Genomic DNA, 26046 nt, shown 5'->3' with positions numbered 1-26046 from the left:
GCGCAGGAACCTTGCCCTACCTGAGATGTTGGAACGCAATAACTCAGGAGGAAACTATGAGAACTCTGTTACTGGCTGGTGTACTGGCGGTTGCTGGTTTCGGCATTGCTACGCCGATCTCCATTGCACCCGCGTCAGCTCAAGTTGGCGTTGATACTCCGCTTGGCGGCGTGAGAGTGGGGCCGCATCCGCGTTACCACGACGAATACGATCGACGTTATCGCTCCTACGGATATGATCGCGAATATCGCGGCGGATGTCGCACCGTCACGATCGAGCGCGACGACGGTTCGGTCCGCAGGGTCCGCCGTTGCGACTAGCAGTGCCACTAGAAGATTGACCCCGGCGCTCACGAGAGCGTCGAGCGGGCTCTCCCAATCCAAGGGCACTATCCACTTAAGGCCGCTTCAATCGGCGGCCTCTTTCATTGCGCGGATGTCTGCTGTTGTGCCCAACCCTGACACTTGGGTTCGCGCTTTCGATGTCTGCTTCCGAGTGAAAGGCCGACCTTTTCGGCGCAGCAGCCTCCTCACTGAACTAGGGCCTATTGGGGCCTGCCTGATTTGGACAGCCCCCATTGTTTTCAGCGTGTGTCGTCGAAGGCCATGATTTTTAAGCGCTTTCTTAGTTTCATTAGTGGACAAAAAGTACTGGACTACAGGACCACACGACTTCGCCGTCCGCATCAACGCCGCTCGTCAGTCAGCGCTGAATGCGTCCACCGCATCCCGCACTCAACGTCCGTGACGACGCGTACGCCCCTCAGCGAGGCGGGATGCGGAGAGGATGCGACTGATTTGGGGTCATCGCAAAGCGATTTATTTTTCACATCAGATCTGGACGACCCAAATCAGCTTGATTCAACTCGTGAAATTAGCTTTTCCGCGCAAGCCCGGTGGCGGCAGTATAAGTTCACGCGCAGGGCGCGCATTGCCACAGATTCTCGACCTGAAGCAGTAAGCGTCGGACAACTATTTGCCGATCATCACGTCCGACGACTTGATCACCGCCGAGACGCTGTCGCCGACTTTGAGCCCGAGATCGTCGACCGCTTCGTTGGTGATCGAGGAGAAAACCGTCAATCCCGGGGCCAACTCGACCTTGACATGGGCGGTCGTGCTTCCCTTGGTGACGGCGATCACCCGGCCGGGCAGAACATTGCGAGCGCTGAGCTTCATGGCTTTCATCCTCGATGTCGCAGCATGCACCTTATGCCGAACAAGCGCCGCATGCTCATCGTGGCAAGCGCGCAAAACGCCGCATCGGCGCGGAAATCCCGCTCAAATAATAAGCTCAATCCGACACGCAAGTCGAACGAAACGATCGCGTTGTGATGCCTGCGGTACGAGCATTCAATTGTTGCATTTGCGACAATTGAACGGCGCGGCATGGGATGGCATATCGCTTGCTTCGCTATCGTCGGACATTCGTCGCTTCGGCGAAGCAATCTTGTGAGGACAATATGCTTGGAATTGGAAGTAAGTTGCCGTCGTTTGAAGTCGTCGGGGTGAAGCCGGGCTTTCACAGCCAGGAGGAGAAGGGGCAGAGCGCGTTCGAGACGCTGACCGAAAAAAGCTTCCCCGGCAAATGGAAGATCATCTTTTTCTACCCCAAGGATTTCACCTTCGTCTGCCCGACCGAGATCGCCGAGTTCGCACGGCTGTCCAAGGACTTTGCCGACCGCGACGCCGTCGTGCTTGGTGGGTCGACCGACAACGAGTTCTGCAAATTGGCGTGGCGGCGCGAGCACAAGGACCTGCATCACTTGCCGATCTGGCAGTTCGCCGATACCAAGGGCGCGCTGGTCGACGGCCTGGGCGTGCGTTCGCCCGACGGCGTCGCTTATCGCTACACTTTCATCGTCGATCCCGATAACACCATCCAGCACGTCTATGCGACCAACCTCAATGTCGGCCGCGCCCCGAAGGACACGCTTCGCGTGCTCGACGCGCTGCAGACGGACGAGCTCTGCCCCTGCAACCGCGAGGTCGGCGGCGCAACGCTCAAAGTTGCCTGACGCATCATGTCGATCGAGCAACTGAAGGACCAGATCCCGGACTTCGCCAAGGACGTCAGGCTCAACCTGACGTCCATGACTTCCGACGAGACGCTGTCGCCGCAGACCAAATATGGGCTGTTCCTGGCGACCGCGATCGCGACGCGCAATCCCGTCGTCATCGCCGCGATGGAATCGGCCGCAGCCGAGGTGCTGACGCCGGCCGCGATCGCGGCGGCGAAAGCGGCCGCGTCCGTGATGGCCATGAACAACGTGTACTACCGCTTCATCCACCTCACCTCGAACCAGGAATACCGGACGATGCCGGCGCGGCTGCGCATGAACGTGATCGGCAATCCCGGCGTGGACAAGGCCGATTTCGAACTGTGGTCGCTGGCGGTCTCCGCCATCAACGGCTGCGGCGCCTGCATGGATTCCCATGAGAAGGTGCTGCAGGAAGCCGGTGTCAGCTCGGCGGCGATCCAGACCGCCGTGCGCTTCGCCGCCATCGTTCAGTCGGTCGCGGTCGCGATCGAGGCGGCGGGACACGGCATGCCGCAGGCGGCGGAGTAATCCTTCCTCTCCGCGCGCCGCGTTCGTCAAGGCACCTCATTCCGGAGCGTGAAAGCGCGAACCCGCAAATCTCGAGATTCCGGGTTCGGTGCTGTCGCACCGCCCCGGAATGACGGTGCTTCGACGTAAGAGGGCGGCCGAAGCGAATTGACTGCAACACCTACGTCAATCACATCTGCTATTCTCATTGAGACCTTCGGTGGCGGGCGCGCGTTAACAGCGGACCGGCGCGGAACAGAGGAGATCTCGACCATGCGCATCGAAACGGCTTTTCTCTTCGACCTCGACGGCACGCTGGTCGACAGCGTGTATCAGCATGTGCTGGCCTGGAAGTCCGCGCTCGATGCCGAGGGAATCGAGCTGTCGGTCTGGCGCATCCATCGCAAGATCGGTATGAGCGGCGGCCTATTCACCAATCAGCTTTTGCGGGAAACCGGCTGCGATATCGATCCCGAGCGCATCGACCGGCTACGGCGCGCGCATGCCGAAGCCTATAATCGCTACGGGCGGGACATCCGTCCGCTGCCCGGCGCGCGCGAACTGCTCGCCTGGCTGACAGACGCCGGCATCGCCTGGGCGATCGCGACCAGCGGCCGGATGGAGACCGCGGCGGTCAACCTGGAGGCGCTTGGCGTCGATCCGGGCAGGATTCCCGTCGTCACCCGCGACCAGGTCAAATATGCCAAGCCCGATCCCGACCTGTTCCTGGCCGCGGCGCAGCGTCTCGATGTCGGAATCGATCGCGCGATCGTCGTCGGCGACAGCATCTGGGATATGCTTGCTGCCACCCGCTGCCGCGCGCTCGGGGTCGGGCTGCTCAGCGGCGGCTATGGCCCTGACGAATTGCGCCAGGCCGGCGCCATCCGCGTCTACGAGGATCCGGCGGATCTGTTGAACCATATCGACGAGGTCGGCGGGCGGAGGTGAGCGCGGCGTTCCGGCCGAATTCGGGCAAGCACCCCGATCGCTCCGACGTGTGGCTGCCATATCAATTCGCACCGTGTGAATACGACAGCGGTGGCTGCCGGCGCGCGCCAGCCTGCGCCGTCATCGGCGGCAGGATGACCTCGGCTTCATCCTTCGGCCCGGGCGAATGTGCTAGGCCATCCTCAAGCGAGTCGGATAGAAGGATGGCAGGAGGCACTGGCATGAAGGCAGTTTGCGTCTTTTGCGGCTCGAGCGTCGGCCGCGATCCGGCCTACCGCGACGCCGCCATTTCCGCCGGCGAAGCCCTGGCAAGAGCCGGACTGTCGCTGGTCTATGGCGGCGGCAAGGTCGGGCTGATGGGCGCGATTGCCGATGCGGTGCTCGCGGCAGGCGGGCGCGCCATCGGCGTGATCCCGCGGGCGCTGGTCGAGCGTGAGGTTGCCCATGCCGGCCTCAGCGAGCTTCACGTCGTCGAGACGATGCACGAACGCAAGACCAAAATGGCCGATCTTTCCGACGGCTTTATCGCCTTGCCCGGCGGCGCCGGCACGCTGGAAGAGTTCTTCGAGCAATGGACCTGGGCGCAGCTCGGCATCCATGGCAAGCCCTGCGGCCTTCTCAACGTGAAGGATTATTTCCAGCCGCTGATCGCGACGATCGAGAAGGCCGTGGTGGAGGGTTTTGTCGCCAAACGCTACGCCGACATGCTGGTCGTTGCCAGCGATGTCGATGCAATCCTAAAGCGCTTTGCGGCCTACGTGCCGCCGGCGCGGAAATGGGAGGCGCCGAAGGCGTGAGTCTCTGGCCCGGCTGGCGACCGATCACCTCAGATAGTCGGCGAGATTGAGGCTCTGAATCTTCGAAATCGCGGAATAGGATGCCGTCAACTGCGCCTGATAGGTCGAGAGCTGCGCCGTGACCGCGGCGACATCGACGCTGGTGAGGTCGCTCGCGAGTGTCGAGGCGTAATTCTTGTAGTCTGTCTGGCGCGAGCTCGCCGCCTCGATCTGCGATGATGCACTTGAAAGCTGGGCCTGCACGGTCGATGTAGCATCCAGCGCGCTGCTGGCGAGATCGAGCGCCTGGCTGATGTCGGCCGAGGACAGCGACGTGCTGTTGGCGATGAATTTCAGCAGGCGCATGGTCTGCTCGAAGGCGGAATTGTCGGCGGTGACGCCGTAATCCACCGTCTGATTGTCGGCCACCTTGACCGAGGCAATCTCGGCATCGCCCTGGTAATAGCTGGTGTCGGCAGTCGTCAGCGATCCGGTACCCGTGGAGAAGCTCGAAAGATCGACCGGCGCTGTCGTGACATCGGCGCCGCCGAAGACATATTCGCCGTCATATTGCGTGTTCAGCAGCGATCCCATCTCCTGCAGCATGTCCTGGGCCGAGCTGATCAGCGAGGCCGTCGACGCGCTGCTGCCGGTGGTGGCGGCGGAAAGCTGCGAGCGCAAATTGGTGATGAGGGTGGTCATCGATCCCACCGCCGAGTACATCGCCTGAACCTTGCTGTCGGCCAGCGTCGAGGCATCGATATAGGATTGCGCACGCGTCACCGATACCTGCAGATTGATCACGCTCTGGGTATCGGCGCCATAGCCGGCAAAGTCCTGCGACTTGACGCCGGAGGATTCCTGGATCTGCTCATTGGCCATGATTGACTGCGTCCGCAGCGCCGCCGCGATCATCTGGTCGGAAAGCGCAAAGGTGGCCACACGCATCATCATGACGTCTCTCCTACTTCAGAGCGCGGATTGTCGTTTTCACCTCTCCCCGCCCGGCGGGGAGAGGGAGGATTTCGTCCTTCGCTTCAAGGCGAACAATCAAGCTCTAGCCTGCCTGGATCGCGCTGATCAGCGACGAGAACATGGAATTGATGGTCTGGATCAGCTCCGAGGCCGCCGAATATTTGTTCTGCAGCGCGCTCAGCCGCGCCGTCTCCTCGTCGATATTGACCCCTGATTCCGAGGACATCGAATTGGCATAGCTCGATTGCGCCGTCTCCTTGAGGGTGTAGTTCGAAGACGCCTGCGATGCCTGCGTCGCGATATTGGAGACGATGGCGGCGGCATAGTCGGCGAAGGAGCCGGTCGTCGCGGCGAGCCCGCCGGCGGCCGCAAAGCTCGTCGAACCCGTCATCGCGTTATCGAGAGCGTCGACGATAGTCGCAGACCCCGACGACAGCACCTGGCTTCCAGCACTCAGGGTCGTCGAGGAGTCGAGCGTTGCCGTGGGCAGTGCCGCGGAACCACTGAGCAGATCGCTGCGCACGGCGATGTCGGAGGCGTTCGAACCGGTGAGCAGGTCATTGAGCCCGAAATAGTCTGAAAAGCCCTGATCGCTGCTGCCGACCGAGCTCGTCATCTCGTTGACCGAGACGCCGTCGCCCGAGTCTGCAGCCGTGAGCACCAGATGGCCGGAGGAATCGATCGATGCAGTTACATGCGAGGTACTGGATCCGCTGTTGATGGCGTCAACGAGGTCGCCGACCGTGCTGTAGGATGAGAGATCGAAATCCTGATAGCCAACCAGATTGCCGCTTGTGTCCGTCTCCGCAATGCGGACGGTGCCGGTGCCGGAAAAAGCGTCCGTGCTTCTTACGGTAGTGGTCCCGGTCAGACTGGTCGGCGGCGGGACCGACGTACCCTGGTTGGAGACGGCGTTGACGGTCGAGATAAGATTTTGCGCGAGCTCGTCGAGCTGGGATTGCGCAGCCGGCAGCGCCTTGTCGCGCAGCGTGATGAGCGCCCCCACCTTGCCGGACGTGATCTGGGAGGTGATATCGATGCCGTTCACGGTGATGCCGCTGAACCCGCCCGAGGCGTAAGTGGTCGACGCCGTCACATTAGAGGCCGTCGTATAGCTCAGCGTATGCGCGGTGCTGTCGACCAGCGGCTGGCCCGAGGTGGTGTAGACCTGCAGATCGCCGCTGGAGGTCGTGTAGTAATTCACGTTCATCATCGAGGCGAGATCCTGCAGCGCCGAATTGCGCTGGTCCTCGAGATCGGCGGTCGACTGCCCGGTGGCGGCCTCCTGCTTGATTTCCTTGTTGAGGTCCGCGATCTGCTTGAGATCCGCGTTGATGCTCTGCACCGACGAGGCGATGTCCTGGTCGGCATTGGAACGCAAATCCTGGATACTGCTCGATGTATCCTGCAATTGGGTCGTGACGGCATTGAGCGCGCTGATCACATTCGACTGCAGCGACGGGCTCGAGGGCGTGGCCTCCAGCGACGACAGCGCCGATTCGAACGACGCCAGCGTGTTGGCCAGCGACGTGCCGGTCGTCGTGCTGTCGGAGGTGGTGGAGCCATCCACGGTGCCATAGAGCTGCTCGAGCTCGGTGAGATAATTGTTGGTCGTGTTGGCGGAGCCGAGATCCGAGGTGGCGCCGATCAGCGACTTCAACAGCAGCTTGTCGATGGTGGTGCTGATGCCGGTTATGGTGACGCCGGTGCCGACACCCGCGGTGACCATGCTCGCCTGATTGGCGGTCTCCTCGGTGTAGCCCGCCGTGTCCGCGTTCGAGATGTTAGACGACGCGACGCTGATCTGTACCTGCGCTGCCGAGAGGCCGCTAAAGGCAATGAGGCGAGCGATATCAAGCGAGGACAATGCAACCTCCCGTTCATCAACGGCCGGTCAGGCCCGAACATTGGTACTGTAGGATGCCGAGCGCGCGGTGCGGCGGCCGCCGGCGCCATAGGGCGAGACATTGGCGATCTGCTCCCGGATCGCCTGCATCACGGCTTCGATCCTGCGGTTGCTGGCGTCGATCGCCGCGCGCAGCCGCACCAGGTTTTCATCCATGGCCGCGCGCAGCTTCAGGATCCGCTCCATCAATTGTTCGCGCAGCACCCGGTCCTGCACCTGCAGCTTCGCTGTCTTGGCCGCACATTCGGCCACGCATTCCTGGAACAAATCGGCGAGCCGGTTCTTCTCGTCGACCTGCTTGAGCCGCGAGGCGGGCAAGCCTTTGGAAAGCTCCGCGTTCTCCTCTGTCACGATCGAGAGAAGCTCGTCGATCAGCGCAATAAGAGACCTGACGTGCATGTCGTTTCCCGATGCACGCTTGGCGGTGATGTTCTGTACCGGAATCATGCTGTCGCTCCCATTCCTTCAATGCCGACCCTGGCGCGGCGTGCGAACTGCGCCCGCGCCCCATGCATACGCCTTGATCGCCGTGAGCCTGACCGTCGCGCGCCTCATGTCCTCGTCGAGGCGCGCGCATTCGCTTGCCAATTTGCGCTGTGTGGTCTGGATGTCGTCCATCAGCGCGAGCAGTTGCGCGCGATCGCCTGCCTTCAGGGCGCCGGCACGAGCCGTCAGCCGCCGCAACTTGCGGAGCAGCCCCTCGCCCTCGCCGCTCCCCTTCAGTTTACCTGCACCGGCCATGACTACCTCATCGCCGAGATCAGCGTGTCGTACATCTTGTTGACGGTAGTCACCACCTGCGATGCGGCCGAATAGGCCTGCTGCGCCGAGATCATGTTGCTGAACTGGCCGCTGGTATCCGTCGTGCTCGATTCCAGCTCGCTGCCATAGACGGTGCCGGCGCCGTTCTCGCCAGACCCGTGCAGGGTTGCGTTGCCCGAGGTTGCCGTGGCCGAATACATGCCATCGCTGCCCGCCGAGAGCCCGTTCGGATCGGTAAAGGTCGCGACCGCGATCTTGTAAATCGGGATGGTCTCGCCGTTCGAATAGGTCGCATCGACGATGCCGGTGTTCTTGCTGACGGAAATGCTGCTCAGCGTGCCGCGAGCATAACCATCCGGCGTGATGCTGGTGACGTCGACCGATGGCGTGGTCTCGCCGGATGCGTTTTGAGTCAGTTTGCTCAGATCAAGGTTGATGGTGCTGTTGCTGGAGCCGTCGTTCCAGGTGACCGCGATGGATGCCGGACTTGGCGAACTGCCGGAAAGCGATCCGTCGCTGTTGAAAGTGAGCGTGATCGGGTTGTTGGTCGTGCTGGTGGTGCCAAGCGACGTGCTCGTATCCGACGGCGAGGTCGGATCGCCGAATTGCGCGCTCCAGGTATTGGTTCCGGTCTTGGTCCAGGTGATCGAGATCGAAGCCGGATTGCCGAGCGAGTCGTAAACCGTCATCGAGCTGGTAAAACTGGAGCCCGTAGTGGGAGTCGTTGTGGTGCTCGTGTTGGTCGTGGCGTCGGCCGGCAAGTTCGCATCAAACGCCACGTTTGCGGTGGCGCTGGCGATGCTGGCGGCAGCCTGCGTATTGATGGGCACCGGGGCCGCGGTCTCGTTGGCGTTGCCGCTGCTGTCGGTGGGCCAGCCTTCCAGATAATAGCCGTTGTTGACGAGGTAGCCCTGGTTGTCGGTGGTGAAGGCACCGTTGCGTGTATAGAAGGTGTTGCCGCCCGACAGCCCATCCGTCACCACGAAGAAGCCGCTGCCCTGGATCGCCACGTCGGTAGCGTTGGTGGTCGCGGCGAGCAGGCCCTGCTGGGTGATGTTGGCGCGGCCCGACACCGTGACGCCGCCCGCGGCATAGGACGTCGACGAGCTCGACGCCGTCACCAGATCGTCGAACATCGCGGAGGTGGTCTTGTAGCCTGTCGTGTCCGAGTTGGAGATGTTGTCCGAGATCATCGACAGCGCCGTGCTTTGCGAGGCAAGCGCCGAGATCGCCGAGGAAAGTGCGCCCGAGAGACCCATGAATAGAACTCCAGATAGTGTGTCAGGAAGTGACCGCGATGATGTTGGCGGCGCTGACGGAAACTCCATTGACCGTCAGCGATGGCGTAGAGGTCGACGTATCGATGCCGGTAACGGTGCCGGTGATGGTCGAGTAATTGAAAACCGAGTTGCCGACCGTGTCTGTCGCGGTGACCGAGAGCGTGTACTGGCCGCCGTCGCTGAGCTGATTGCCGCTCGAGTCCTGGCCGTTCCAGGTGAAGGTGTTGTCGCCGGCATTGCCGGTGCCGGTCCCCGTCCACACCGTGTTGCCCGAGGCATCCTTCAGCGTAAGCGTCACATTCGCCGCCGCCGCGGACAGCGAGTAGCCGAACGTCGCCGAGCCGTTGGACAGCGTCGCGGTGTCGGTTTTCGCCTCGACGGTATGGCCGATGTAGTTGACCGAGTTCAGCGTCACCAGGCTGGAGAAGGAGCTCGCGAGCGACGACAGGCTGCTGTTGATCTGCGACTGCTCGGTGAAGTTCGCATACGAGGTGAGCTGGTTCATGAAGTCGGTCGTGCTTGTCGCATCCAGCGGATCCTGGTTCTGCATTTCGCTGAGCAGCAGGTTGAGGAAATCGCTGGAGCTGATCGTCGAAGCCGACGAACTCGACGAGGATGTCGTGCTGCTCGTCGTCGTGTTCGACGTGGAAGACGTCGAGGTAACAGTCATGGCAAGCTCCGGCTCTCGTCGTTGCGCTGAGCGCGCGACGGAGGCTCGTTTGCAGGTTGCATTCGTGAAGGTCGTTCGCAGATGAAACGGACGGCGCGGCCAATTCAGGCGCGAATAAATTGCGAGGGAACGATTGATTGCTCGGCAGAATTTGCCGATGCGGATCGCAAGTAGGTGAGCGCGCCGCGCGCGACCAGCGCGGCAGGACATGAGCGCGCAAGAACAGGTCGGCGCGCGATGGCGTTACAAGTGAGAATGAGCCCGGAAAGGGACGGAACCGACCGGTTCGGAGCCAAGCCCTAGATGCAGCCTCGCGTCAGATCCAGCAAAGCCGGCGCGGCCAGCGAGGGCAAGAGGCAAAGTGCCAGCAACAGCACCGGCAAAACCTTGCCGGGCTGCACGGGACGAACCGGCTCCTCCGCCGTTTTTTCGTCATTATGCGACGGTGCCGATTTCGCGGAGATCCGGGCGGCGGCAACGATGCGGTCGGCGAGACCGGCCGGGGCGCTGATCGGCGGTCCGGCCAGTGCCTTGCGCACGGCGCGGGCTTCCTCGTGCAGCGCGCGCGCCGCGGAAGATGACGCGAGGAGTTCTTCGGCTGCGCGCCGTTGATCGTCGGGCCAACGGGAGAGATCCTCCCCCAACCGGTCGATCAAGTCCTCGAACATCGTGACGTCCATCGTCGGCGGATCCAGCTCCTTTGACAGAGCTGTCATAGAGCATTCGCGCCCCGGCGGAAACGGATTTCAAGCGGAAATCCATAGGATTACCCCCGCCCATCCCCGGGGATTTGCGCGAGGCGGGAGGCTGCGTCTGCATGCCGCAGCGCCCCTGTACAGCGCCGCGGCGCCGAAGCGATTCGGCGAACCTATCCCCGCCCGGGCGCCTTCGGGCCTCTGGTCGCATCCACGAATTGCCAGGCCTCGCGCAGTTCGCTGAGGCTTGCCACGATGCGGCCAAAATTCTCCCGCGCGCGAGGCCGGCCGTAGGCACGCAAGCAGGCCATGATCAACGCGCTATAGGTCTGGTAAAGCCGCTCGGCCAAGGCGCCGCCGCGGTTGAAATCGAGATGGTGGCTCAAGCCGCGCAGGATGGCGGTGGCGCGCATCAGGTGACCATGGCCTTCCTCGAACCGGCGCGCTTCCTGCGCCTCTACCGACTTCTGCAACGACATGATAGCTCCGTCGAACAACATCACCACCGCCTTCAGCGGCGGCACGGCGACCGCCGCGCCGCGATAGGCCTGGTTGGCTCGATAGGCAAACGGGTTCTGTGTCATCAGCTACTACTCGACGCGTTCAATAATGCCTTGAGATAGGTGAGAGTGTTGTTGGCGCTCTCGATGGCCGCCTGGTAATTGGCGTACTGGTCCTGTAGCTGGGTCTGGTAGGCCGACGCGTTGCTCTCGATGGTATCGACCTGGTTCTGGTAATCATCGTCCTGCGTCTGCAGATTGCTGATCAGCGTCTGCAGCGCTCCCGTGCTCGTATCCGAATAGGTCTTGGCGATCTGGTAGAGCTGCGTCGCGAGACCCGATGTCGAGGTCACGGTGATCGACTGGGACGTCGATCCGGTATAGGTGAAGGCCATGCCGGCATAGGCGGTGCCGGCATTGCCGACGATGGTATTTCCGCTGACGGTAAACATCGAGCTGTCGCCGTCGACGGAAGCAGAGGTGAGATTGCCGGAGGAGTCCACCGTCAGGTCGAGCGTGAACGATTGCGGCGAGGTTCCGGTATTGATGACGGCGAGCTGGCTCGAGGAGGTCGTGGTCTGCGCCGACAGCAGCGTCGTCACGCCGCTGAGATTGGTGTCCAGGATCGTCGACAGAGCACTGGTGTCGAGCTCAAGCTCGTTGCTTTCATTGAACGACAGTCCGAGATCGCTCATCGACAATCCGCCGATCGACGTCCCCAATACCTGCTCGATCTGGGTCATGATGTCGCGCATGGTGCTGTCGCCGAACAGCACCGCGCTCGATGCGGCGGTGCCATCCGAATTCTGCGCCTGCTGGGCGATCACGGCGTCGCGGAACGTGTTGTAGTCGGTCACGAATGTCTGCAGCGCGGACTCGATCTGGCTGGCATCGGTGCCGATCGAAATGTTGAGCGTGGTGCCGCTGGGCGTCGCCTGCAGCAGATCAAAGGTGACGCCGCTGAGCACGTCCGAAATGGTATTGGTATCGCGCGTCATCGAAATGCCGTCGAGCGAAAACTCCGCCGGCTGCGCCTGCTGCAGCACGTCGGTGAACGATCCTGAGCTGCCGGTGACACCGAGCTTGTTGAGGATGTCGTCGCCCGAGCTGCTGGAATAGGTGATGTCGGCATTGTCGTTGGTGGCGGTCAGTACCATTTCGTAGGAGCCGCTCGACACCTGGACGATCGAGGCTTCTACGTTTGTGGTCGAGGTCTGCGCGTTGATTGCATCGACGACGTCCTGCAGCGACATCGAGCTGTTGACCGTGATGCTGGCGCTGGAGCCGCCGGACAGGCCGAGCGAGAAGGTGCCCGAATAGCCGAGCGCCGTGGTCTCGTCCGATTGCGATGCGCCGATCACCTTCTCCGCGGTGGCGATCTGGGAGATCGTGAGGGTGTGATCGCCGGTTGCGGCACCGTTGTTGACGGTCATGGACAGCGCGGAGGACGCGCTGACATCGCCGGTCGCGGAAATCGTCGCCGCGCGCGTGGCAAAGACGTTGGTTGCATACGAATTACTGACCGAGGTGGCGAGCGATTCCAGGCTGCTCGCCAGGCTGCTCAGATCGGTCTGCAAGGCCTGATAAGCCGAGATCTTGGCTTCGTTGGCGGTGATCTTGGTCTCGATCGTGGTCGCCTGTTCCAGCTTGGCAGCGACTTCGGCCTGGATCAGCGCGCTCCAATCGACGCTGGTCGAGTTGGTCGTGCCGGTCGTCGTCACCGTGCTCGACGAGCCGGTCGAACTTGACGACGTCGAGGAGGTCGTCCCGGTGGTGCTCGACGTGGCGCTGCTTACCGTCATGGCCCTGGGTCCATCATGAAGGAGACCGGGCCGGCGTCATGCCGGCCCGGCTCTTGCCCGTTAGCCGAGCAGCTTGAGGAGATATTGCGGCATCTGGTTCGCGGCGGTTTCCGCCGACACCGCAGCCTGGGTCTTCACCTCGGCCGAGGACAGCGTCGCCTGCTCGGAGGCGATATCGACGTCCTTGATGGCGGAGTTCGCGGCCTGCAGGTTCTGCGTCTGAGTCGAGATCGAGCTGGAAGCGAAGTTGAACCGCGATTCCTGCGCGCCGATCTGGGCGCGGGCGTTGGAGACCGTGTCAACAGCGCTGCTGAGCGCGTCCAGCGCCGAGACGGCACTCGACTGCGTGCTGACGCTGAGCGAGCTGACGCCGAGCGATGACGAGGTCAGGTCCGACAAGGTGATGGTGATGGTGTCGCTGCCGGAAGAGCCGACCATGACCGAAACGCCGGAGGCGAAGGAGCTGGTGCCGTCGAGCAAGCTCTGGCCGCTGTAGCGCGTGCCGGAAGCGATCGAATCGATTTCGCTGATGAGCTGCGAGAATTCCGAGTTGATGTAGGCGCGGCTGGATTGGACCGTGGTGCCGGAGGACGATTCCGAAGCCAGCGATTCCATGCGAGCCAGGATGTCGCTGATGTTGGAGGCGCCGCCGTCGGCGGTCTGCAGGATCGCGGTGGCCTGCGAGGCGTTGGTCGCGGCCTGCTGCAGCACGGTGACATCGGAGGAGATGCGGGTCGAAATCGCAAGGCCCGCAGCGTCGTCGGAAGCCGAGGTGATCCGCGAACCGCTCGACAGCTTGGAGAGCGCGCTGGTTTCCTGCTGCGAGTTGATGTTAAGGTAGCTTACCGCGGCGTTGGCTGCGAGATTGGTGGAAATTACGGGCATGTAAAAGCTCCTGTGGTGATGGGCATGACATGCCGCATCCTGGATGATAACGAACGACGCGCGTTCCGGCGCCGTGCATCCGTCAAACGGAAGGGCAGCGGAAGATCAGGCGGAAAGTCCGCCGCAAGCGTGATTTATGGTTAGAGATCCGTAAACGCGTGGCGGATGTCGCGTTCGTGCCGGCGCAGCAACTCGCGAAGCTGCTGCCGACCGCGCTTCAAGAGCGACTCCACCGCGGCGACCGTCGTGTCCATGACGTCGGCGATCTCGCCGTTGCTCATGTTCTCATGATAGGACAGGATCACGGCAACGCGCTGCTGCTCGGGCAGCCGCTGCATCGCCGCGTCGAGGAGATCGCGCGCCTCGTTGCGCTCGATGACGCTGGACGCATCAGGCCTCGCATCGGCCACCTCGGGCACGACATCGACATTCTCCGTGCGGGGCTTGCGCCGCAGGTCGATGCAGCGATTGCTGACGACACGATAGAGCCAGGTCGAAAATTTCGCGCGGCCGTGCTGCCAGCGCCCGCGATGAGTCCAGATCTTGAGCATGGTGTCCTGCACCACGTCCTCGGCGTCGGCGGCGTTGCCGATGATGCGCAGCGCGATCGCATAGGCACGATCGATGTGGCGCTCGACCAGAAGACGGAACGCCGCCTCATCGCCAGTGGCTAGCCGGTCCAGCAGTTCGGCGTCCTGGTCGCGAACATCGGCGGCTTCGACCTCAACCGTCTCCGGGATCGCGAGGCCGTCACTCCACGGCGGCGCGGGATCGATCGGCGCGAGCGGCGCCTTGGTGATCTCGATCTCGGCCGGTGCCTTCATCTCAAGCGCCCAGTTCATCCCATTCTCCAACCCGCAATGCCGATCGTGCACATTCCGCGCGGCTTCCGATGCGTTGAACGGGCTCGTCCGAAAATCCAGGCGAAGATTTTTTGTTGTTTTTCAGTGGCTTAGCTGGAGTTTTTTGCCGCCAGCGCGGCAAAACCTGCCGACCTGGCCAATGGCCCGGCGCAGCCCAAGGCGTCGCCGCGCCCGCGACCTGCATCGCTTTGCATGGATGCGAAAAGGATGATCGCGCCGGAAAATGCAGTCGCCACACGCGATTGCCTGACCGCAGCCGTCGCGAGCAGGCATCAACCGCCGGGTTTGTCGATGCGCGCAGCGGAGCCGTCTTCGATGAAATCGCGCTGGGAAATTTTTTCCGAATCATCGCGTTGACGTTATCCGATTTTTTGAATCTGTCAGTCGCGATGCGCGCGAATTTGAATCGCGCGATGAATTTTTTCATGAGCGTGCGCCTGATCTCGCACACTTGCACGTTTAATGATCGCGAACGGGCGGGGATTTCAGCATGAATGTCGCGATCGTCGACGCGAGAACTCGCGCGCGAAATGTTTCTGCGTGCTCGTTCGATGTTTTCGATACATTTCTATTGCGTGCATGCACGACGCCGGATGGCGTGTTTGAACGGGTGTATGAGCTTGCGCGCATTTCCGAATTGTGTCCGAATGTTTCCACGAGTTTCGTTCAGCATCGCATTCAAGCCGAAGCGCATGCGCGCAAAAACGCAAAGCAGCGCCGCGACTCCGTGGAAGTGCACATCTCCGACATCTATTCCTATTTTCCTTTCAGACTGTTCGGGCTCGATCGCGGCGCGCTGAATGTTCTCGCCGAAGCGGAGTTTGCCGCCGAGATCGAGCTGTGCCGCGCCAATCCAGACATGGTTCAGAAATATCTGGAAATGAAGCGCGCCGGCTACCGCGTCGGCTTCATCTCCGACACGTATTGGAACTCGCAACAACTCGCTCGCCTCTTGCGGGCCTGCAGTCCGGAATTGAGTTGGGATTTCCTCTATGCGTCCTGCGATCAGGACAGCGGCAAGGGCGAGAAGCTGTTCGCCAAATATCTGGCGGAGCAGGGAATAGACCCGGCAAGCTCGATCCATTTCGGCGACAACGAGAAGGCCGATATCGCGGGCGCTCGGCGCCACGGAATCCGGCCGCGATATTATCCGCAAGCCAGCGCAGCATTCGCCTCCAAGCTGCAGCGCGAAACGGCCATGTTCGAATTGCTATGTCCGGAACGGCCGTCGCGGCTCGATCATGGCGGGCGGACGTTGCGCCGCGTGGTCGCGGCAGCCAGCAGCGATAAGCGTCCGGGCTTTCAACTGGGCTTGACCGTGCTCGGGCCCATAATGGCCGCCTTCGACGCCTATATCGAGGCGCGCCGCGCGCAACTCGCCCGGGCGGGCCGACGCGTCGCCATTGGCTTCCTCGGGCGCGACGGTTTCCTGCCACATCGCATCTGGCAGGATGCGCACGGAGAGGCGGCCTATCTCGAAATCAATCGCCGCGTCAGCCTGCTCGGCTCGGCCGATACACTCGAGCCGCTGTGCGATCTGCTTGAAAAGCTCGGTAAGATCGACGAGCCGAGCTTCGCACAGATGTTCACCATCCTGCCGCCGCCAGTGAAGGCATTTTTTGCGAAATGCCCGGATGGGGTCGCCACCGGCCGCGACATCAGCCGCGCCCTGCCCCGGCTCGTCGACGCTGGCCACGTCGCCCAGATCGCCGCAGGCATCCGCAAGCGGCTGCTTGACTATCTGCGCAACACGATTCCCGAATTTGACTCCTGCACGGATTTGATGCTCGTCGATCTCGGCTATTCCGGCAGCGTGCAGAAGGGATTGCGACGCATCTTCGATCGCGAAGGCATCGCCACCCGCCTTCACGGCACTTATCTGTTGTCGCTGGACGACGCCTTCTACGATGTCGCCGAGTGCGACACCGCCGAGGGCCTGGTCTCCGACCTCGTCGTGACACCCCATGCCAAGCGCATGATGCTGCGCAACGTCGCGCTGCTGGAACAGATCTGCTGCGCGGCCGACGGATCGGTGCGCGATTATCGCGACGGAGAGGTCCTTCGCGAGGACAATCTCTGCCCGGCGGACCAACTCGCCTTGGCGGCAGAGATCCAGACGGGGGCGCGCACCTTTGCGGCGCAGGCGCGCGCGCTTGCTCCGCGCTACGGCCTGCGCCCCTACGCAGCGTCCGATGTCATGGCGCGTTGGACGGCGGCGATATTGGGACGCCTGTTGCTGCTGCCTGACGACGATGAGCTCGTTCTGTTTGGCAACTTCAGTCACGACGTCAATCTCGGCACGCGCAAGATGGTGCCGATGCTCGACAGCAACACAGTCAAGGACCAGGTGATCGCGCGCGGACTGCCCATCGCCTGCACGGCGCCCGAGCCGCCGATGTGGCTCGCCGGCAGCCTTGCGAGCATCTCTTCATCTCATGCCTATCTCTATGTGCTGTTCGGCACCAACCGGCTGCCGCCCAACGTGTTCGGCGAGACGCCTTGCGGTTCGCTTCGGATCGGGCTGTTCGGATCGAACGGACGGGCCGCGATGGAAGCGATCACCGTCTTTCAAAGCGGGCTCGGCGAGTTGCGCCTGCGCATTCCGATCGCGCAAGACATGGCTGTGGCGACCATCGCCGTTCCGCTCGGCAAGCTCGCGCGCGACGGCATCATGCAGGGCGTGGTCGTGCAGTCGGGCAAGGATACAGCTCAGGCCGCCGATAATCCGGACGTTGTGAGGGTCGCCGATGACAGGCTGATCTTCGCCGGCGTCGCGCGCAATGGCCGCCACTACCGCGCCGACGATGAGCGCGGCTGCCTGCTGATCCCGGTCGACCCGCCACGCAGTAAGGTAGCGATCTACACCATCTCTCTGACCTCGCTCGACTGCGACCGCATCGTTGGCGTCGGCAAGGCGAGCAGAGCATGACGCTCAAACAGCAAATGGCGTGATGGCACTTAATCAGCGCGCCCTGCCTTGGTTCTTGTTCAAGCGTGAGCCTCGCGCAAACGCTTTGCGTTTGTCACGGCGGAAGGCCGGCGTCCCCGGAAGCGCGATGGGATGCTTCGGCCTTCGCAAGACGACGAGTTCAGGAGCCAGATGCTCAAGACCATCATCCTTCTGACAGCTACTCCGCACCAGCAGCACGCGCTCAGCGTCCTCCTGATGGCCCACAATCCCGCGCTGTCGTTCCGCAAGGCGTCGCGGCTCGAGGATCTTGCCGCGATCGAGCCCGGGGTGTGGCGCAACGCACGGCTGGTGGCCTTCACGACCGGTGTCATTGTCCCGCAAGCGATGCTGGAGGCGCTGGGTCACGGCGCCTACAATTTCCATCCCGGGCCGCCCGACTATCCGGGCTGGGCGCCGGCCAATTTCGCGATCTATGACGGCGCCCGACGTTTCGGCGCAACCATGCATGTGATGGCCGCAAAGGTGGATTCCGGCCCGATCGTCGGTGTCGAGTCGTTTGTCGTTCCAGACAATATCAGCGTGCGTGAACTCGAACAAATCGCCTATGTGCGCCTTGGCCACCTGTTCTGGCGGAAAGCGCGCGAGATCGCCTGCGAGCCCGGACCACTGCCGGCACTGCCCATTGGCTGGAGCGGAACGAAGAGCACCCGGCAGATGTATCGCGACTATTGCGAGCTTCCCGCAACTATCGATGCCGCCGAGCTCAAGCGCCGTATTCGTGCCTTCGATGATGATTTTCGCGGCATTCCCCTCACCATCACCTTGCATGGCTTGCGTTTTCGCTTGAGCGACGTGATGGAGCGGCAGGCCGAGCCGCCGCCGCATGTCGACGCGCCGTCGCTTGCGGCATTCGAAATGCGTGCCTGACACTGCAATAGCGCGTGATGAGATTCAGTCGGTCGCCTTGGCGGTCACCTCTCCCCAACGGGGAGGGGTGAACCGATTCCGCGGCTGGCATCGATACAACCAAACCGCAGCGCACTCTAGCTAGCGCAATTTCGCCTGAATTCGGCGCGCCGACCGTATCAGTCATGTCCCCTCATGACCCGGTCGATCAAGCATGAATGATGCAAACGAAAAGTGTCCCTCGCAAAGCGAACTGGATGGGCTTTGCCTCGGCGAGATCCAGCGCTACCGCCTGCGTCAGCTTGTCCGACGCCATCGCGGCACCGTTATGTGGGACGGCAGCAGCGCCATCGAGGCGCCCGACCTCGCCGTCGTCGTCTTGAATGCGGAAAATCCGGCCCGGATCGAAATGCTTGTCGGTTCGCTGCACGAAAACTCGATCATCATCGTTCCGTTCGGCGAGAACCCCGCATTCGACTTTCTCAAATCGAAGCTTCATGCCTATGGCTCGATCGGCTCGCAAGGCAAGACGGCGCCGCATCACGTCTGGTGGGGCGGTGTCAAGCCCCTGTCGGTGCCCACCGGACTCTATCCGAGGCAAGACACATTATTCCTGTCGTCGTTCCTGCGCACCTTCCCCTTCGAGGACCGGCCGCAGCGGCTGGCCGCCGACTTCACGCGCCTTGGACTGCAAAGCGTTATCGAAGGGGTCGATGTCGCTGCGCCATCGAGCCCGACATTCAAGATCGACTTCATCATTCGGCAGTGGGAGCGCGCAAACCGTCCCATCTTCTGGATCGCCCCCAATGCGACCGTCTGCCGGCACCCCGTGCTGCCCCAAGCCATCGCATGCGACTTCGCGGTCTACAAGTCGCGCACCGGCCAGATGGAAACGGGAGTCCTGTTCTTTCATCAGACCGAACCGGCGCGCTCGCTGCTCGACACTTGGCAACGCCTGAGCCGCGATTATCCCGACGTGCCGGAAGCCTTTCTGCTCGATCAGGCCTGGACGCTGCTATCCTCGCAGCGCCAGATCGAGACCGCCTGGTTGCCCGACGACTACTGGCAGGCGGCCGACAGCGCAAAAGGCAGGCCCGCTGTCATTCAATATAACCGTGCCGAGCCCTCGGTCGCGCCGGATCCATCGATCGCGTCGCGTTTCCAGCGCGCGCGGCGATACGGCAGGCACCAGGCGCCGGAGTCGCATTTGATCATGCAGGGATCATCGCAGACAGGCCGGGCGATCACGGTGCTGATCCGGGACGTCTTGGCCGGCGATGCCGAGAACGTCAGCGGCGCGATCGAAGCCGCGGCGCGGGCCTTTGCGGCTGACCCGGGCGGATTCTCCAGAATGGAAGTGGTGCTGTGCGCCTGGGACGAAGACGTCGATTCCGTGATGCAGATTGCCGACGATAGCTGGGTGTTGCTGACTGATCCTTCCGAGCGGCTGCAGTTGAACGCCTTCAGCAAGCTCCCGATCTCCGAGGACAGGATCGGAGCGGCCGCGCACCCGATCTATTCCGCCACCGCCGCCGCGCACTCGACGCAAATATTCCGCCTGGCCGACGCGTCGCTCGGCGCCAAATTGAAGCGAAGCGGGAAATACAGCAGATCGCTTCTCAAGCGCCCGCTGCTGGAGGCGCGCGGCGAATAGGGCCCTACTGCGATGCCATCACGGCGGTCGAGAAGACGCGAGCGCAACATCCGCCGTCATTGCGAGCGCAAGCGAAGCAATCCGAACTTTCTCAGCCGATGCAGTCTGGATTTCTTCCGCCTACGCGCAAAGGCGCTTCGGCGGGACTTCACGCCTCGCCATAGCTCGCGCAGCGAGCAACGGCGGGTCGTCGCGGAGCTCCTCGCAATGACGGGCTGCTCAAGCTCCCTCGTTCACCGGCACGGTGTAGTTGAGACTGAGCCGGCCGCCGTCCGGATAGATTGTCTGTCCGGTGATGTAGGAGGCATCCTCGCTGGCAAGAAACGCCACGACCGACGCGACCTCGCTCGGCTCGCCGCAGCGTCCGGCCGGCGTTCGCGACAGCACGCTGCGCCGCGCATCCTCGGAGGAGAAAATCGCAGAGGCGACCATCTCCGTCAAAATCGTTCCGGGCCCCACTGCCACAACCCGGATGCCGTGCGGCGCGAGCGCCACGGCCGCAACCGAAGTGAGCTGCTTCATGCCGCCCTTGGACATGGCATAGGTCGCAAGCGAAGGAATCGCGAGCAGCGCGTTGACCGAGGACATGTTGATGATGACGCCGCCGTCCCCTTGCGCGATCATCTGCCTGGCGGCGGCCTGCACGCCGAAAAATGCGCCCTTCAGGTTGATGGCGATGATCTCGTCGAACTCCTGCTCGGAGATCTCGAGAAAATCCCGGTTGCGCGCGACGCCGGCATTGTTGACCATGATGTCCAGCCGACCGAACTCCCTGGCGGCGGAAGCGACCAGATGGTCGACCTCGGCGCGCCTGGCGACATCGGCCACGACGGCGCGCAGCTCACTCGGGCGGCCGAGCTCGCTCGCAGTCTTGGCAAGCGCCTCGCCATCGACATCCGAGATGACGACCTTCACTCCCTCCTGCAGAAATCGTTCGGCGCAGGCCCTGCCAATGCCGCGCGCCGCGCCCGTGATGGCGGCAACTTTTCCGGATGATTTCATGCTCCCGCCTCCTCGATAACTGCGCCTCGCCCGGCTGAGTACGGGCGATGCGCCGATCGCATGGATTTGCAAGGCGCAAGATGACCACGAAACCGGCCTTTCCGAAAGGCCGGCAATTTCGCGCGGCACAGGCGCGCTCAGAGGTCCCGATAGCTGCGGTACCAGGCCACGAACCGGCGAATGCCCTCCTCGACCGAGGTCGCGGGGCGGAAACCGACGTCGCGGGCAAGGTCATCGATATCGGCGTAGGTCGCCGGGACGTCCCCCGGCTGCATGGGCAGGAATTCCTTGACGGCCTTGCGTCCGAGTTCCTCTTCCAGGATCGCCACCACCCGGGTCAGCTCTTCCGGCTTGTTGTTGCCGATGTTGTAGATGCGCCATGGCGCGGCGCTTGACGCCGGATCCGGCGCCGCGCCCGACCATGTCGGATTGCCGTGCGGCGCGCGATCGATGAGCCGGACCAGCGCGTCGGTGACGTCATCGACATAGGTGAAGTCGCGCCGCATTTGTCCGTTGTTGAACAGCTTGATCGGCTGGCCCTCGATGATGGCCTTGGCGAAGATGAACATGGCCATATCCGGCCGCCCCCATGGGCCGTAGACCGTGAAGAACCGCAGTCCAGTCGTGGGAATCCTGTAGAGGTGGCTGTACGCATGCGCCATCAGCTCGTTCGCCTTCTTGCTGGCGGCATAAAGGCTGACGGGGTGATCGACATTGTCGTGTACCGAGAACGGCAACCTGGTGTTGGCACCGTAGACCGATGAGGACGAGGCGAACAACAGGTGATGACAGCCGGTGTGCCGGCAGCCCTCCAGGACGTTCATGAAGCCTGCGAGATTGGCGTCGACATAGGCATGCGGATTTTGCAGCGAGTATCTGACGCCGGCCTGCGCGGCCAGGTGAATCACGACAGGAAAGCGGTGGCGTGCGAACAGCTCGCTGATGGCGGGGCGATCGGCGAGATCCAATCTCTGGAAGCTGAACGAAGGGTGGTTGCCCAGGATATCAAGCCGGGCCTGTTTCAGCGCCGGGTCATAATAGGAATTGAGGTTGTCGATCCCGACGACCCACCGGCCTGCCTGCAGCAGGCGCTGAGCGACGTGGAAGCCGATGAAGCCGGCGGCGCCCGTCACCAGGACGCTTGCGTCCGCACTTTGATTCGTCCCGGACACCATGATCGCGTCGGCTCAGTAGGCCAGCGGCTTTGGCCGTCCGACGCCGCAATAATGGAAGCCGTTTCGCATCACCTCCTCCGGTGAATAGATGTTGCGCAGATCGACGATAACCGAGCTTGCCATGACGGCGGAAAGCTCCTTGAGATCGAGCGCCCGGAATTGCTCCCACTCCGTGACGATGACGACGGCGTGCGCGCCCTTGGCGCAATCATAGGCGCTCTTGCAGAAGGTCACGTTCTCCAGCACCTTCTCGGCCTGCGGCATGCCGACCGGATCGAAGGCCCGGATCTCCGCGCCCATGTCCTGCAGCGCCGTGATCAACGGAATCGAGGGCGCATCGCGCATATCATCGGTGTTGGGCTTGAACGTCAGACCCAGCACGGCAATGCATTTCCCGCGCAAATTGCCGTTGCCGCCGAAGGCATGGGCCACTTTCCGCGCCATCGCGCGCTTGCGCTGGTCGTTCACAGCAACGACGGTTTCGACGATCCGCAGCGGCGTCTCATTGTCCTGACCAGTCTTGATCAGGGCCATCGTATCCTTCGGAAAGCACGATCCGCCGAAGCCGGGGCCGGCGTGCAGGAACTTCAGACCGATGCGGTTGTCGAGCCCGATTCCCCGCGCGACCTCCTGAACATTGGCACCGACCTTCTCCGCCAGGTCGGCGATTTCATTGATGAAGGCGATCTTGGTCGCGAGAAAGGAATTGGCGGCATATTTCGTCAGCTCGGCGGTGCGGCGGTCGGTATAAAGGATAGGCGGCGCGTTGAGATGAAGCGGCCGGTAGACTTCGCTGATGACGCTGCGGGCGCGCGCTTCATTGGCCCCGATCACGATCCGGTCGGGATGCTTGAAGTCGCGGATCGCGGCGCCCTCCCTCAGGAATTCCGGGTTCGACACGACGGCAAATTCCGCGTCCGGATTCTCTTCGCGAATGATCCGCTCGACCTCGTCGCCGGTCCCGACCGGCACGGTCGATTTCGTCACCACGACCGTGAATTTCGAGAGCGCTCGCGCGATCTCGCGCGCTGCCGCGTAGACATAAGAGAGGTCGGCGTGCCCGTCACCGCGCCGCGATGGCGTCCCGACCGCAACAAAGACCACATCGGCATTGGCGACCGCGGGCTTCAGGTCGATATCGAAGGCAAGGCGACCCTGACTCACATTGTTCGCGACCAGTTCCGCGAGCCCCGGCTCGTGGATCGGAATCTGCCCGGCTTTGAGGGCGGCGATCTTGCCGTCGTCATTGTCGATGCAGGTCACATGATGTCCGAAATCGGAAAAGCACGCTCCCGACACCAGGCCGACATAGCCGGCGCCTATCATGGCAATGCGCATCGAGGGTCCTACCTGATAATCTGTGTTTCGAGATTGTCGATTGGATGGTCGGGAAGCCCCGAGCTAGCGCGTGATGAGATTAGGTTCGGTTTGTTGTCTCGACGGTTCACCTCTCCCCAGCAGGGAGAGGTGAACCCTATCGGCGGCAGGTGCCAGCTCAACCAAACCACATCGCGCCCTAGCCATTCAGGATCGATGCTCCATCCATGTGCCGCGGGAAAAAGAAGAAGTTGTTGATGTAGGACCTTCCGCTTTTGCGTCCACCGTCAGGGAGAAGGACGGTCTCGTCCTGCAATTCCTCGACCTGGAACTGATGAACCGGAAAGGCGCTGCCGTCCTTCAGGAAGTAACCCCGGTAGGCCCTCTGCGCGAAGAAATCGAACAGCAAGCGAGTTGCCTGCTCGCGATGCCGGTCTTCCGCCTCGACCAGGAACACCGGCTGACTGTGTTCGAGCAGTTCGACCGCGCCATTGAGAACATTCAGCTCGTGCCCTTCCACATCGATTTTGACGAAGGCAACGTCCTCGTGGACGATCGCATCGAGCCGTGCCGTGGGCACCTTCGTGGCGACAACCGCCTGGTTCGAGCCCATGAGCCGCGGCTCCAGCGAAGCAAGGCCATAGACCGGCTGGTTGTTGTCCTGGGGGATGAACAGCTCCGCATCGCCGACCTGATCCGACAAGGCGATCTCGTGAACGTTCACGTTCGATGCCGAGGTTCGTCGTAGCAGCTCCGCCATCTTGGGCGACGGCTCGAAGGCGTGGACCTTTCTGGAAAGCCGCGACAGCTTGCGGGTATAAAGGCCGCAATTTGCACCGACATCGACGGTCACGGCCCGTTCCGGAACGATCCGGTCGAGAAAATTGAGCTCCTGCTCCGCCGTTTTCGGCCGGTGCATGAAATGCCATTGCAGCCAGATTGACGGGAATGCTTCCTTCAGTAGCTCTTTGGTTCGCTGCCTGGCACTCATCTGCGACTGATCTCTCCTGTTGCCGATCATCGGCCATCAAACCCGATGATAGATATCCTGGATCCGAACGATGTCGTCCTCGCCGAGATAGGATCCGGACTGCACCTCGATCAGGTTGAGCGGCACCTTGCCCGGATTCTCGATCCGGTGCGTGCAGCCCAGCGGCACGAACACCGATTCGTTTTCACGCACCATGATTTCCTCGTCATCTCGCGTGACGATCGCGGTCCCGTTGACGACCACCCAGTGCTCGGCGCGGTGATAGTGCTTCTGCAACGACAGCTTGGCGCCGGGATTGACGGTGATCCGCTTCACCTGAAAGCGCTCGCCAGCATGGATCGATTGGTAATAGCCCCATGGACGATGCACGCTGAGCGTCTCGGTCGCCGAGCGATGACCGTTCGTCTTCAGGCGCTCGACGATCTTGACCACGTCCTGGTCGCGGTCCCGCCTGGTCACGAGCACCGCGTCCGGTGTCGCGGTTACGACCAGATCATCGACGCCGAGCGCAACCACCAACTGACCTTCGGCGCGCACATAGCATCCGGAGGAGTCTTCCAGCACCACGTCCCCGACCGTTACGTTGCCGGCGCTGTCTTTGTCGCCCAAGCTCCACAGTTCGGACCAGCTCCCGACGTGATTCCAGTCGAACGACGCGTCGACGACTACGGCCTTGCCGGTTTGCGCCATGACCGACTCGACCGACGCGGCCGGGCAGGCTCCGAATGCCGCTTCCTCCAGGCGCAGAAAATCGAGATCGCGGGTCGCGCCCGCAAGCGCGGCACGACACGCGATAAGCAGGTCCGGCGCGCGTGCTTCGAGTTCGTCAACGAGCTGCGATGCCGGCAGCAGAAAGATCCCGTGACCGTCACCAGAGCATGTCCCGACCGCCGTCAGGTCCGCATCGCCTGGTCCGCTCGCGGCATAGTGCACGACCGGAATCGCTTCCACCGCCGAACCGACCTGAACGCCTCCGGCCTGCTTTTCTCCTGTCCGGCTGCCGCCGAAGAGGACGAAGCGTCCTTCTCGCGCGGCGGCCAGGCCATCGGAAAGTGCGGCATGAAAGGCGGCTCGATCGCTAACCCAATGATCGACGGGCATGACAAGAAGCATGGCGCCGGGATCCGAGCGAACCGCAAGCAGCGCAGCGGTCGCAACGGCCGGTGCCGTGCCCTTCGCGAACGGCTCCAGCACGATCGTCGCTCCGGACAGCCCGACGCCGCGCAGTTGCTCACCGATCATGAAACGATGTTGCACATCCGCGATCACGATCGGTTCGACGAACAGCGACCGATCGGCGACGCGCAGCGCGGCCTCCTGCAGCAGCGTTCGCTCGCCCAGGACGGACAGCAACTGTTTCGGATAGGTTTCGCGGGACAACGGCCACAGCCGCGATCCTTCTCCGCCTGACAAGAGAACGGGAGTTATGCGGCCGCCCGCCTGCGTCGCCATGCCATCACCCATGCTGATAGAACAATTC

Annotated in this window: 26 protein-coding genes; 8 read left to right on the top strand and 18 right to left on the bottom strand. The window is 62.4% G+C overall.

Going from position 1 to position 26046, the window contains the following annotated elements; genetic code table 11:
- Nucleotides 1-56 precede the first annotated feature (56 nt).
- Nucleotides 57-320: a hypothetical protein gene (locus F758_RS49260; protein WP_157449848.1), complete on the top strand. Its 264-nt coding sequence runs from the start codon at nucleotides 57-59 to the stop codon at nucleotides 318-320.
- Between the two features lie 651 nt (nucleotides 321-971).
- On the opposite strand, the gene F758_RS0103650 is transcribed toward F758_RS49260, so the two are convergent.
- Entirely contained in the window at nucleotides 972-1178 is a 207-nt protein-coding gene (locus F758_RS0103650; RefSeq protein ID WP_024506575.1) for a TOBE domain-containing protein, read from the bottom strand.
- Nucleotides 1179-1462: 284 nt separating this feature from the next.
- Between F758_RS0103650 and F758_RS0103640 the strand changes: the two genes are divergently transcribed.
- From F758_RS0103640 to F758_RS0103620, 4 genes are all read left to right on the top strand, one after another.
- A complete protein-coding gene (locus F758_RS0103640) occupies nucleotides 1463-2017 on the top strand; it encodes a peroxiredoxin (RefSeq protein ID WP_024506574.1) in 555 nt (184 codons plus the stop codon).
- 6 nt (nucleotides 2018-2023) lie between these two features.
- Entirely contained in the window at nucleotides 2024-2569 is a 546-nt protein-coding gene (gene ahpD, locus F758_RS0103635) for an alkylhydroperoxidase, AhpD family (RefSeq protein ID WP_024506573.1), read from the top strand.
- A 252-nt stretch (nucleotides 2570-2821) separates the two neighbouring features.
- On the top strand, nucleotides 2822-3496 hold the full coding sequence (locus F758_RS0103630; protein ID WP_024506572.1) for an HAD family hydrolase: 675 nt from the start codon (nucleotides 2822-2824) through the stop codon (nucleotides 3494-3496).
- A 221-nt stretch (nucleotides 3497-3717) separates the two neighbouring features.
- Nucleotides 3718-4293, top strand: a complete 576-nt coding sequence (locus F758_RS0103620) for an LOG family protein (protein ID WP_024506571.1) — start codon at nucleotides 3718-3720, stop codon at nucleotides 4291-4293.
- Nucleotides 4294-4317: 24 nt separating this feature from the next.
- On the opposite strand, the gene F758_RS0103615 is transcribed toward F758_RS0103620, so the two are convergent.
- The 12 genes from F758_RS0103615 to F758_RS49255 form a co-directional block, all read right to left on the bottom strand.
- Nucleotides 4318-5226, bottom strand: a complete 909-nt coding sequence (locus F758_RS0103615) for a flagellin (protein WP_024506570.1) — start codon at nucleotides 5224-5226, stop codon at nucleotides 4318-4320.
- A gap of 103 nt (nucleotides 5227-5329) precedes the next feature.
- Nucleotides 5330-7114 carry a flagellar hook-associated protein FlgK gene (gene flgK, locus F758_RS0103610; protein WP_024506569.1) on the bottom strand — a complete coding sequence of 595 codons (1785 nt, stop codon included), beginning with the start codon at nucleotides 7112-7114 and terminating at the stop codon, nucleotides 5330-5332.
- A 27-nt stretch (nucleotides 7115-7141) separates the two neighbouring features.
- On the bottom strand, nucleotides 7142-7600 hold the full coding sequence (locus tag F758_RS0103605; protein WP_024506568.1) for a flagellar basal-body protein FlbY: 459 nt from the start codon (nucleotides 7598-7600) through the stop codon (nucleotides 7142-7144).
- A gap of 18 nt (nucleotides 7601-7618) precedes the next feature.
- Entirely contained in the window at nucleotides 7619-7894 is a 276-nt protein-coding gene (locus F758_RS0103600) for a hypothetical protein (RefSeq protein ID WP_024506567.1), read from the bottom strand.
- Nucleotides 7895-7896: 2 nt separating this feature from the next.
- On the bottom strand, nucleotides 7897-9174 hold the full coding sequence (flgE, locus tag F758_RS0103595) for a flagellar hook protein FlgE (RefSeq protein WP_024506566.1): 1278 nt from the start codon (nucleotides 9172-9174) through the stop codon (nucleotides 7897-7899).
- 22 nt (nucleotides 9175-9196) lie between these two features.
- A complete protein-coding gene (locus F758_RS0103590) occupies nucleotides 9197-9865 on the bottom strand; it encodes a flagellar hook assembly protein FlgD (protein WP_024506565.1) in 669 nt (222 codons plus the stop codon).
- 299 nt (nucleotides 9866-10164) lie between these two features.
- The gene (locus tag F758_RS53155; protein WP_024506564.1) at nucleotides 10165-10545 is read right to left on the bottom strand and encodes a hypothetical protein; all 381 of its coding nucleotides are present in this window, start codon (nucleotides 10543-10545) and stop codon (nucleotides 10165-10167) included.
- A gap of 188 nt (nucleotides 10546-10733) precedes the next feature.
- Nucleotides 10734-11144 carry a flagellar export chaperone FliS gene (locus F758_RS0103580; protein WP_024506563.1) on the bottom strand — a complete coding sequence of 137 codons (411 nt, stop codon included), beginning with the start codon at nucleotides 11142-11144 and terminating at the stop codon, nucleotides 10734-10736.
- Nucleotides 11144-12781 carry a flagellar filament capping protein FliD gene (fliD, locus tag F758_RS0103575; protein ID WP_245286412.1) on the bottom strand — a complete coding sequence of 546 codons (1638 nt, stop codon included), beginning with the start codon at nucleotides 12779-12781 and terminating at the stop codon, nucleotides 11144-11146. The genes F758_RS0103580 and fliD overlap by 1 nt, the downstream gene beginning before the upstream one ends.
- Before the next feature lie 141 nt (nucleotides 12782-12922).
- Entirely contained in the window at nucleotides 12923-13747 is an 825-nt protein-coding gene (locus F758_RS0103570) for a flagellin (RefSeq protein ID WP_024506561.1), read from the bottom strand.
- A 140-nt stretch (nucleotides 13748-13887) separates the two neighbouring features.
- On the bottom strand, nucleotides 13888-14589 hold the full coding sequence (locus F758_RS0103565) for an RNA polymerase sigma factor (protein WP_024506560.1): 702 nt from the start codon (nucleotides 14587-14589) through the stop codon (nucleotides 13888-13890).
- The gene (locus F758_RS49255; protein WP_157449847.1) at nucleotides 14573-15037 is read right to left on the bottom strand and encodes a hypothetical protein; all 465 of its coding nucleotides are present in this window, start codon (nucleotides 15035-15037) and stop codon (nucleotides 14573-14575) included. Before F758_RS49255 ends, F758_RS0103565 begins: the two co-directional genes overlap by 17 nt.
- A gap of 300 nt (nucleotides 15038-15337) precedes the next feature.
- Between F758_RS49255 and F758_RS0103550 the strand changes: the two genes are divergently transcribed.
- From F758_RS0103550 to F758_RS0103540, 3 genes are all read left to right on the top strand, one after another.
- On the top strand, nucleotides 15338-17539 hold the full coding sequence (locus F758_RS0103550; RefSeq protein ID WP_349542193.1) for an HAD family hydrolase: 2202 nt from the start codon (nucleotides 15338-15340) through the stop codon (nucleotides 17537-17539).
- Between the two features lie 171 nt (nucleotides 17540-17710).
- A complete protein-coding gene (locus tag F758_RS0103545; protein ID WP_024506557.1) occupies nucleotides 17711-18448 on the top strand; it encodes a formyltransferase family protein in 738 nt (245 codons plus the stop codon).
- Nucleotides 18449-18641: 193 nt separating this feature from the next.
- Nucleotides 18642-20081, top strand: a complete 1440-nt coding sequence (locus F758_RS0103540) for a hypothetical protein (RefSeq protein WP_024506556.1) — start codon at nucleotides 18642-18644, stop codon at nucleotides 20079-20081.
- 219 nt (nucleotides 20082-20300) lie between these two features.
- On the opposite strand, the gene F758_RS0103535 is transcribed toward F758_RS0103540, so the two are convergent.
- The 5 genes from F758_RS0103535 to F758_RS0103515 all read right to left on the bottom strand — a co-directional run bounded on the left by F758_RS0103535 (nucleotide 20301) and on the right by F758_RS0103515 (nucleotide 26018).
- Complete coding sequence (locus F758_RS0103535) at nucleotides 20301-21083, bottom strand: SDR family NAD(P)-dependent oxidoreductase (protein WP_024506555.1); 783 nt, start codon at nucleotides 21081-21083, stop codon at nucleotides 20301-20303.
- Nucleotides 21084-21220: 137 nt separating this feature from the next.
- Nucleotides 21221-22258 (bottom strand): NAD-dependent epimerase, encoded by a 1038-nt coding sequence (locus tag F758_RS0103530; protein ID WP_024506554.1) that lies wholly within the window; start codon nucleotides 22256-22258, stop codon nucleotides 21221-21223.
- Nucleotides 22259-22270: 12 nt separating this feature from the next.
- Nucleotides 22271-23596 (bottom strand): UDP-glucose dehydrogenase family protein, encoded by a 1326-nt coding sequence (locus F758_RS0103525; RefSeq protein ID WP_024506553.1) that lies wholly within the window; start codon nucleotides 23594-23596, stop codon nucleotides 22271-22273.
- A gap of 178 nt (nucleotides 23597-23774) precedes the next feature.
- A complete protein-coding gene (locus F758_RS0103520; RefSeq protein WP_024506552.1) occupies nucleotides 23775-24566 on the bottom strand; it encodes an FkbM family methyltransferase in 792 nt (263 codons plus the stop codon).
- Nucleotides 24567-24602: 36 nt separating this feature from the next.
- Nucleotides 24603-26018: a mannose-1-phosphate guanylyltransferase/mannose-6-phosphate isomerase gene (locus F758_RS0103515; protein ID WP_024506551.1), complete on the bottom strand. Its 1416-nt coding sequence runs from the start codon at nucleotides 26016-26018 to the stop codon at nucleotides 24603-24605.
- Nucleotides 26019-26046: the final 28 nt, after the last annotated feature.

It is taken from the genome of Bradyrhizobium sp. ARR65 (assembly GCF_000472385.1).
Lineage (GTDB): Bacteria > Pseudomonadota > Alphaproteobacteria > Rhizobiales > Xanthobacteraceae > Bradyrhizobium.
This window is presented reverse-complemented; position numbering and strand designations above follow the sequence as displayed.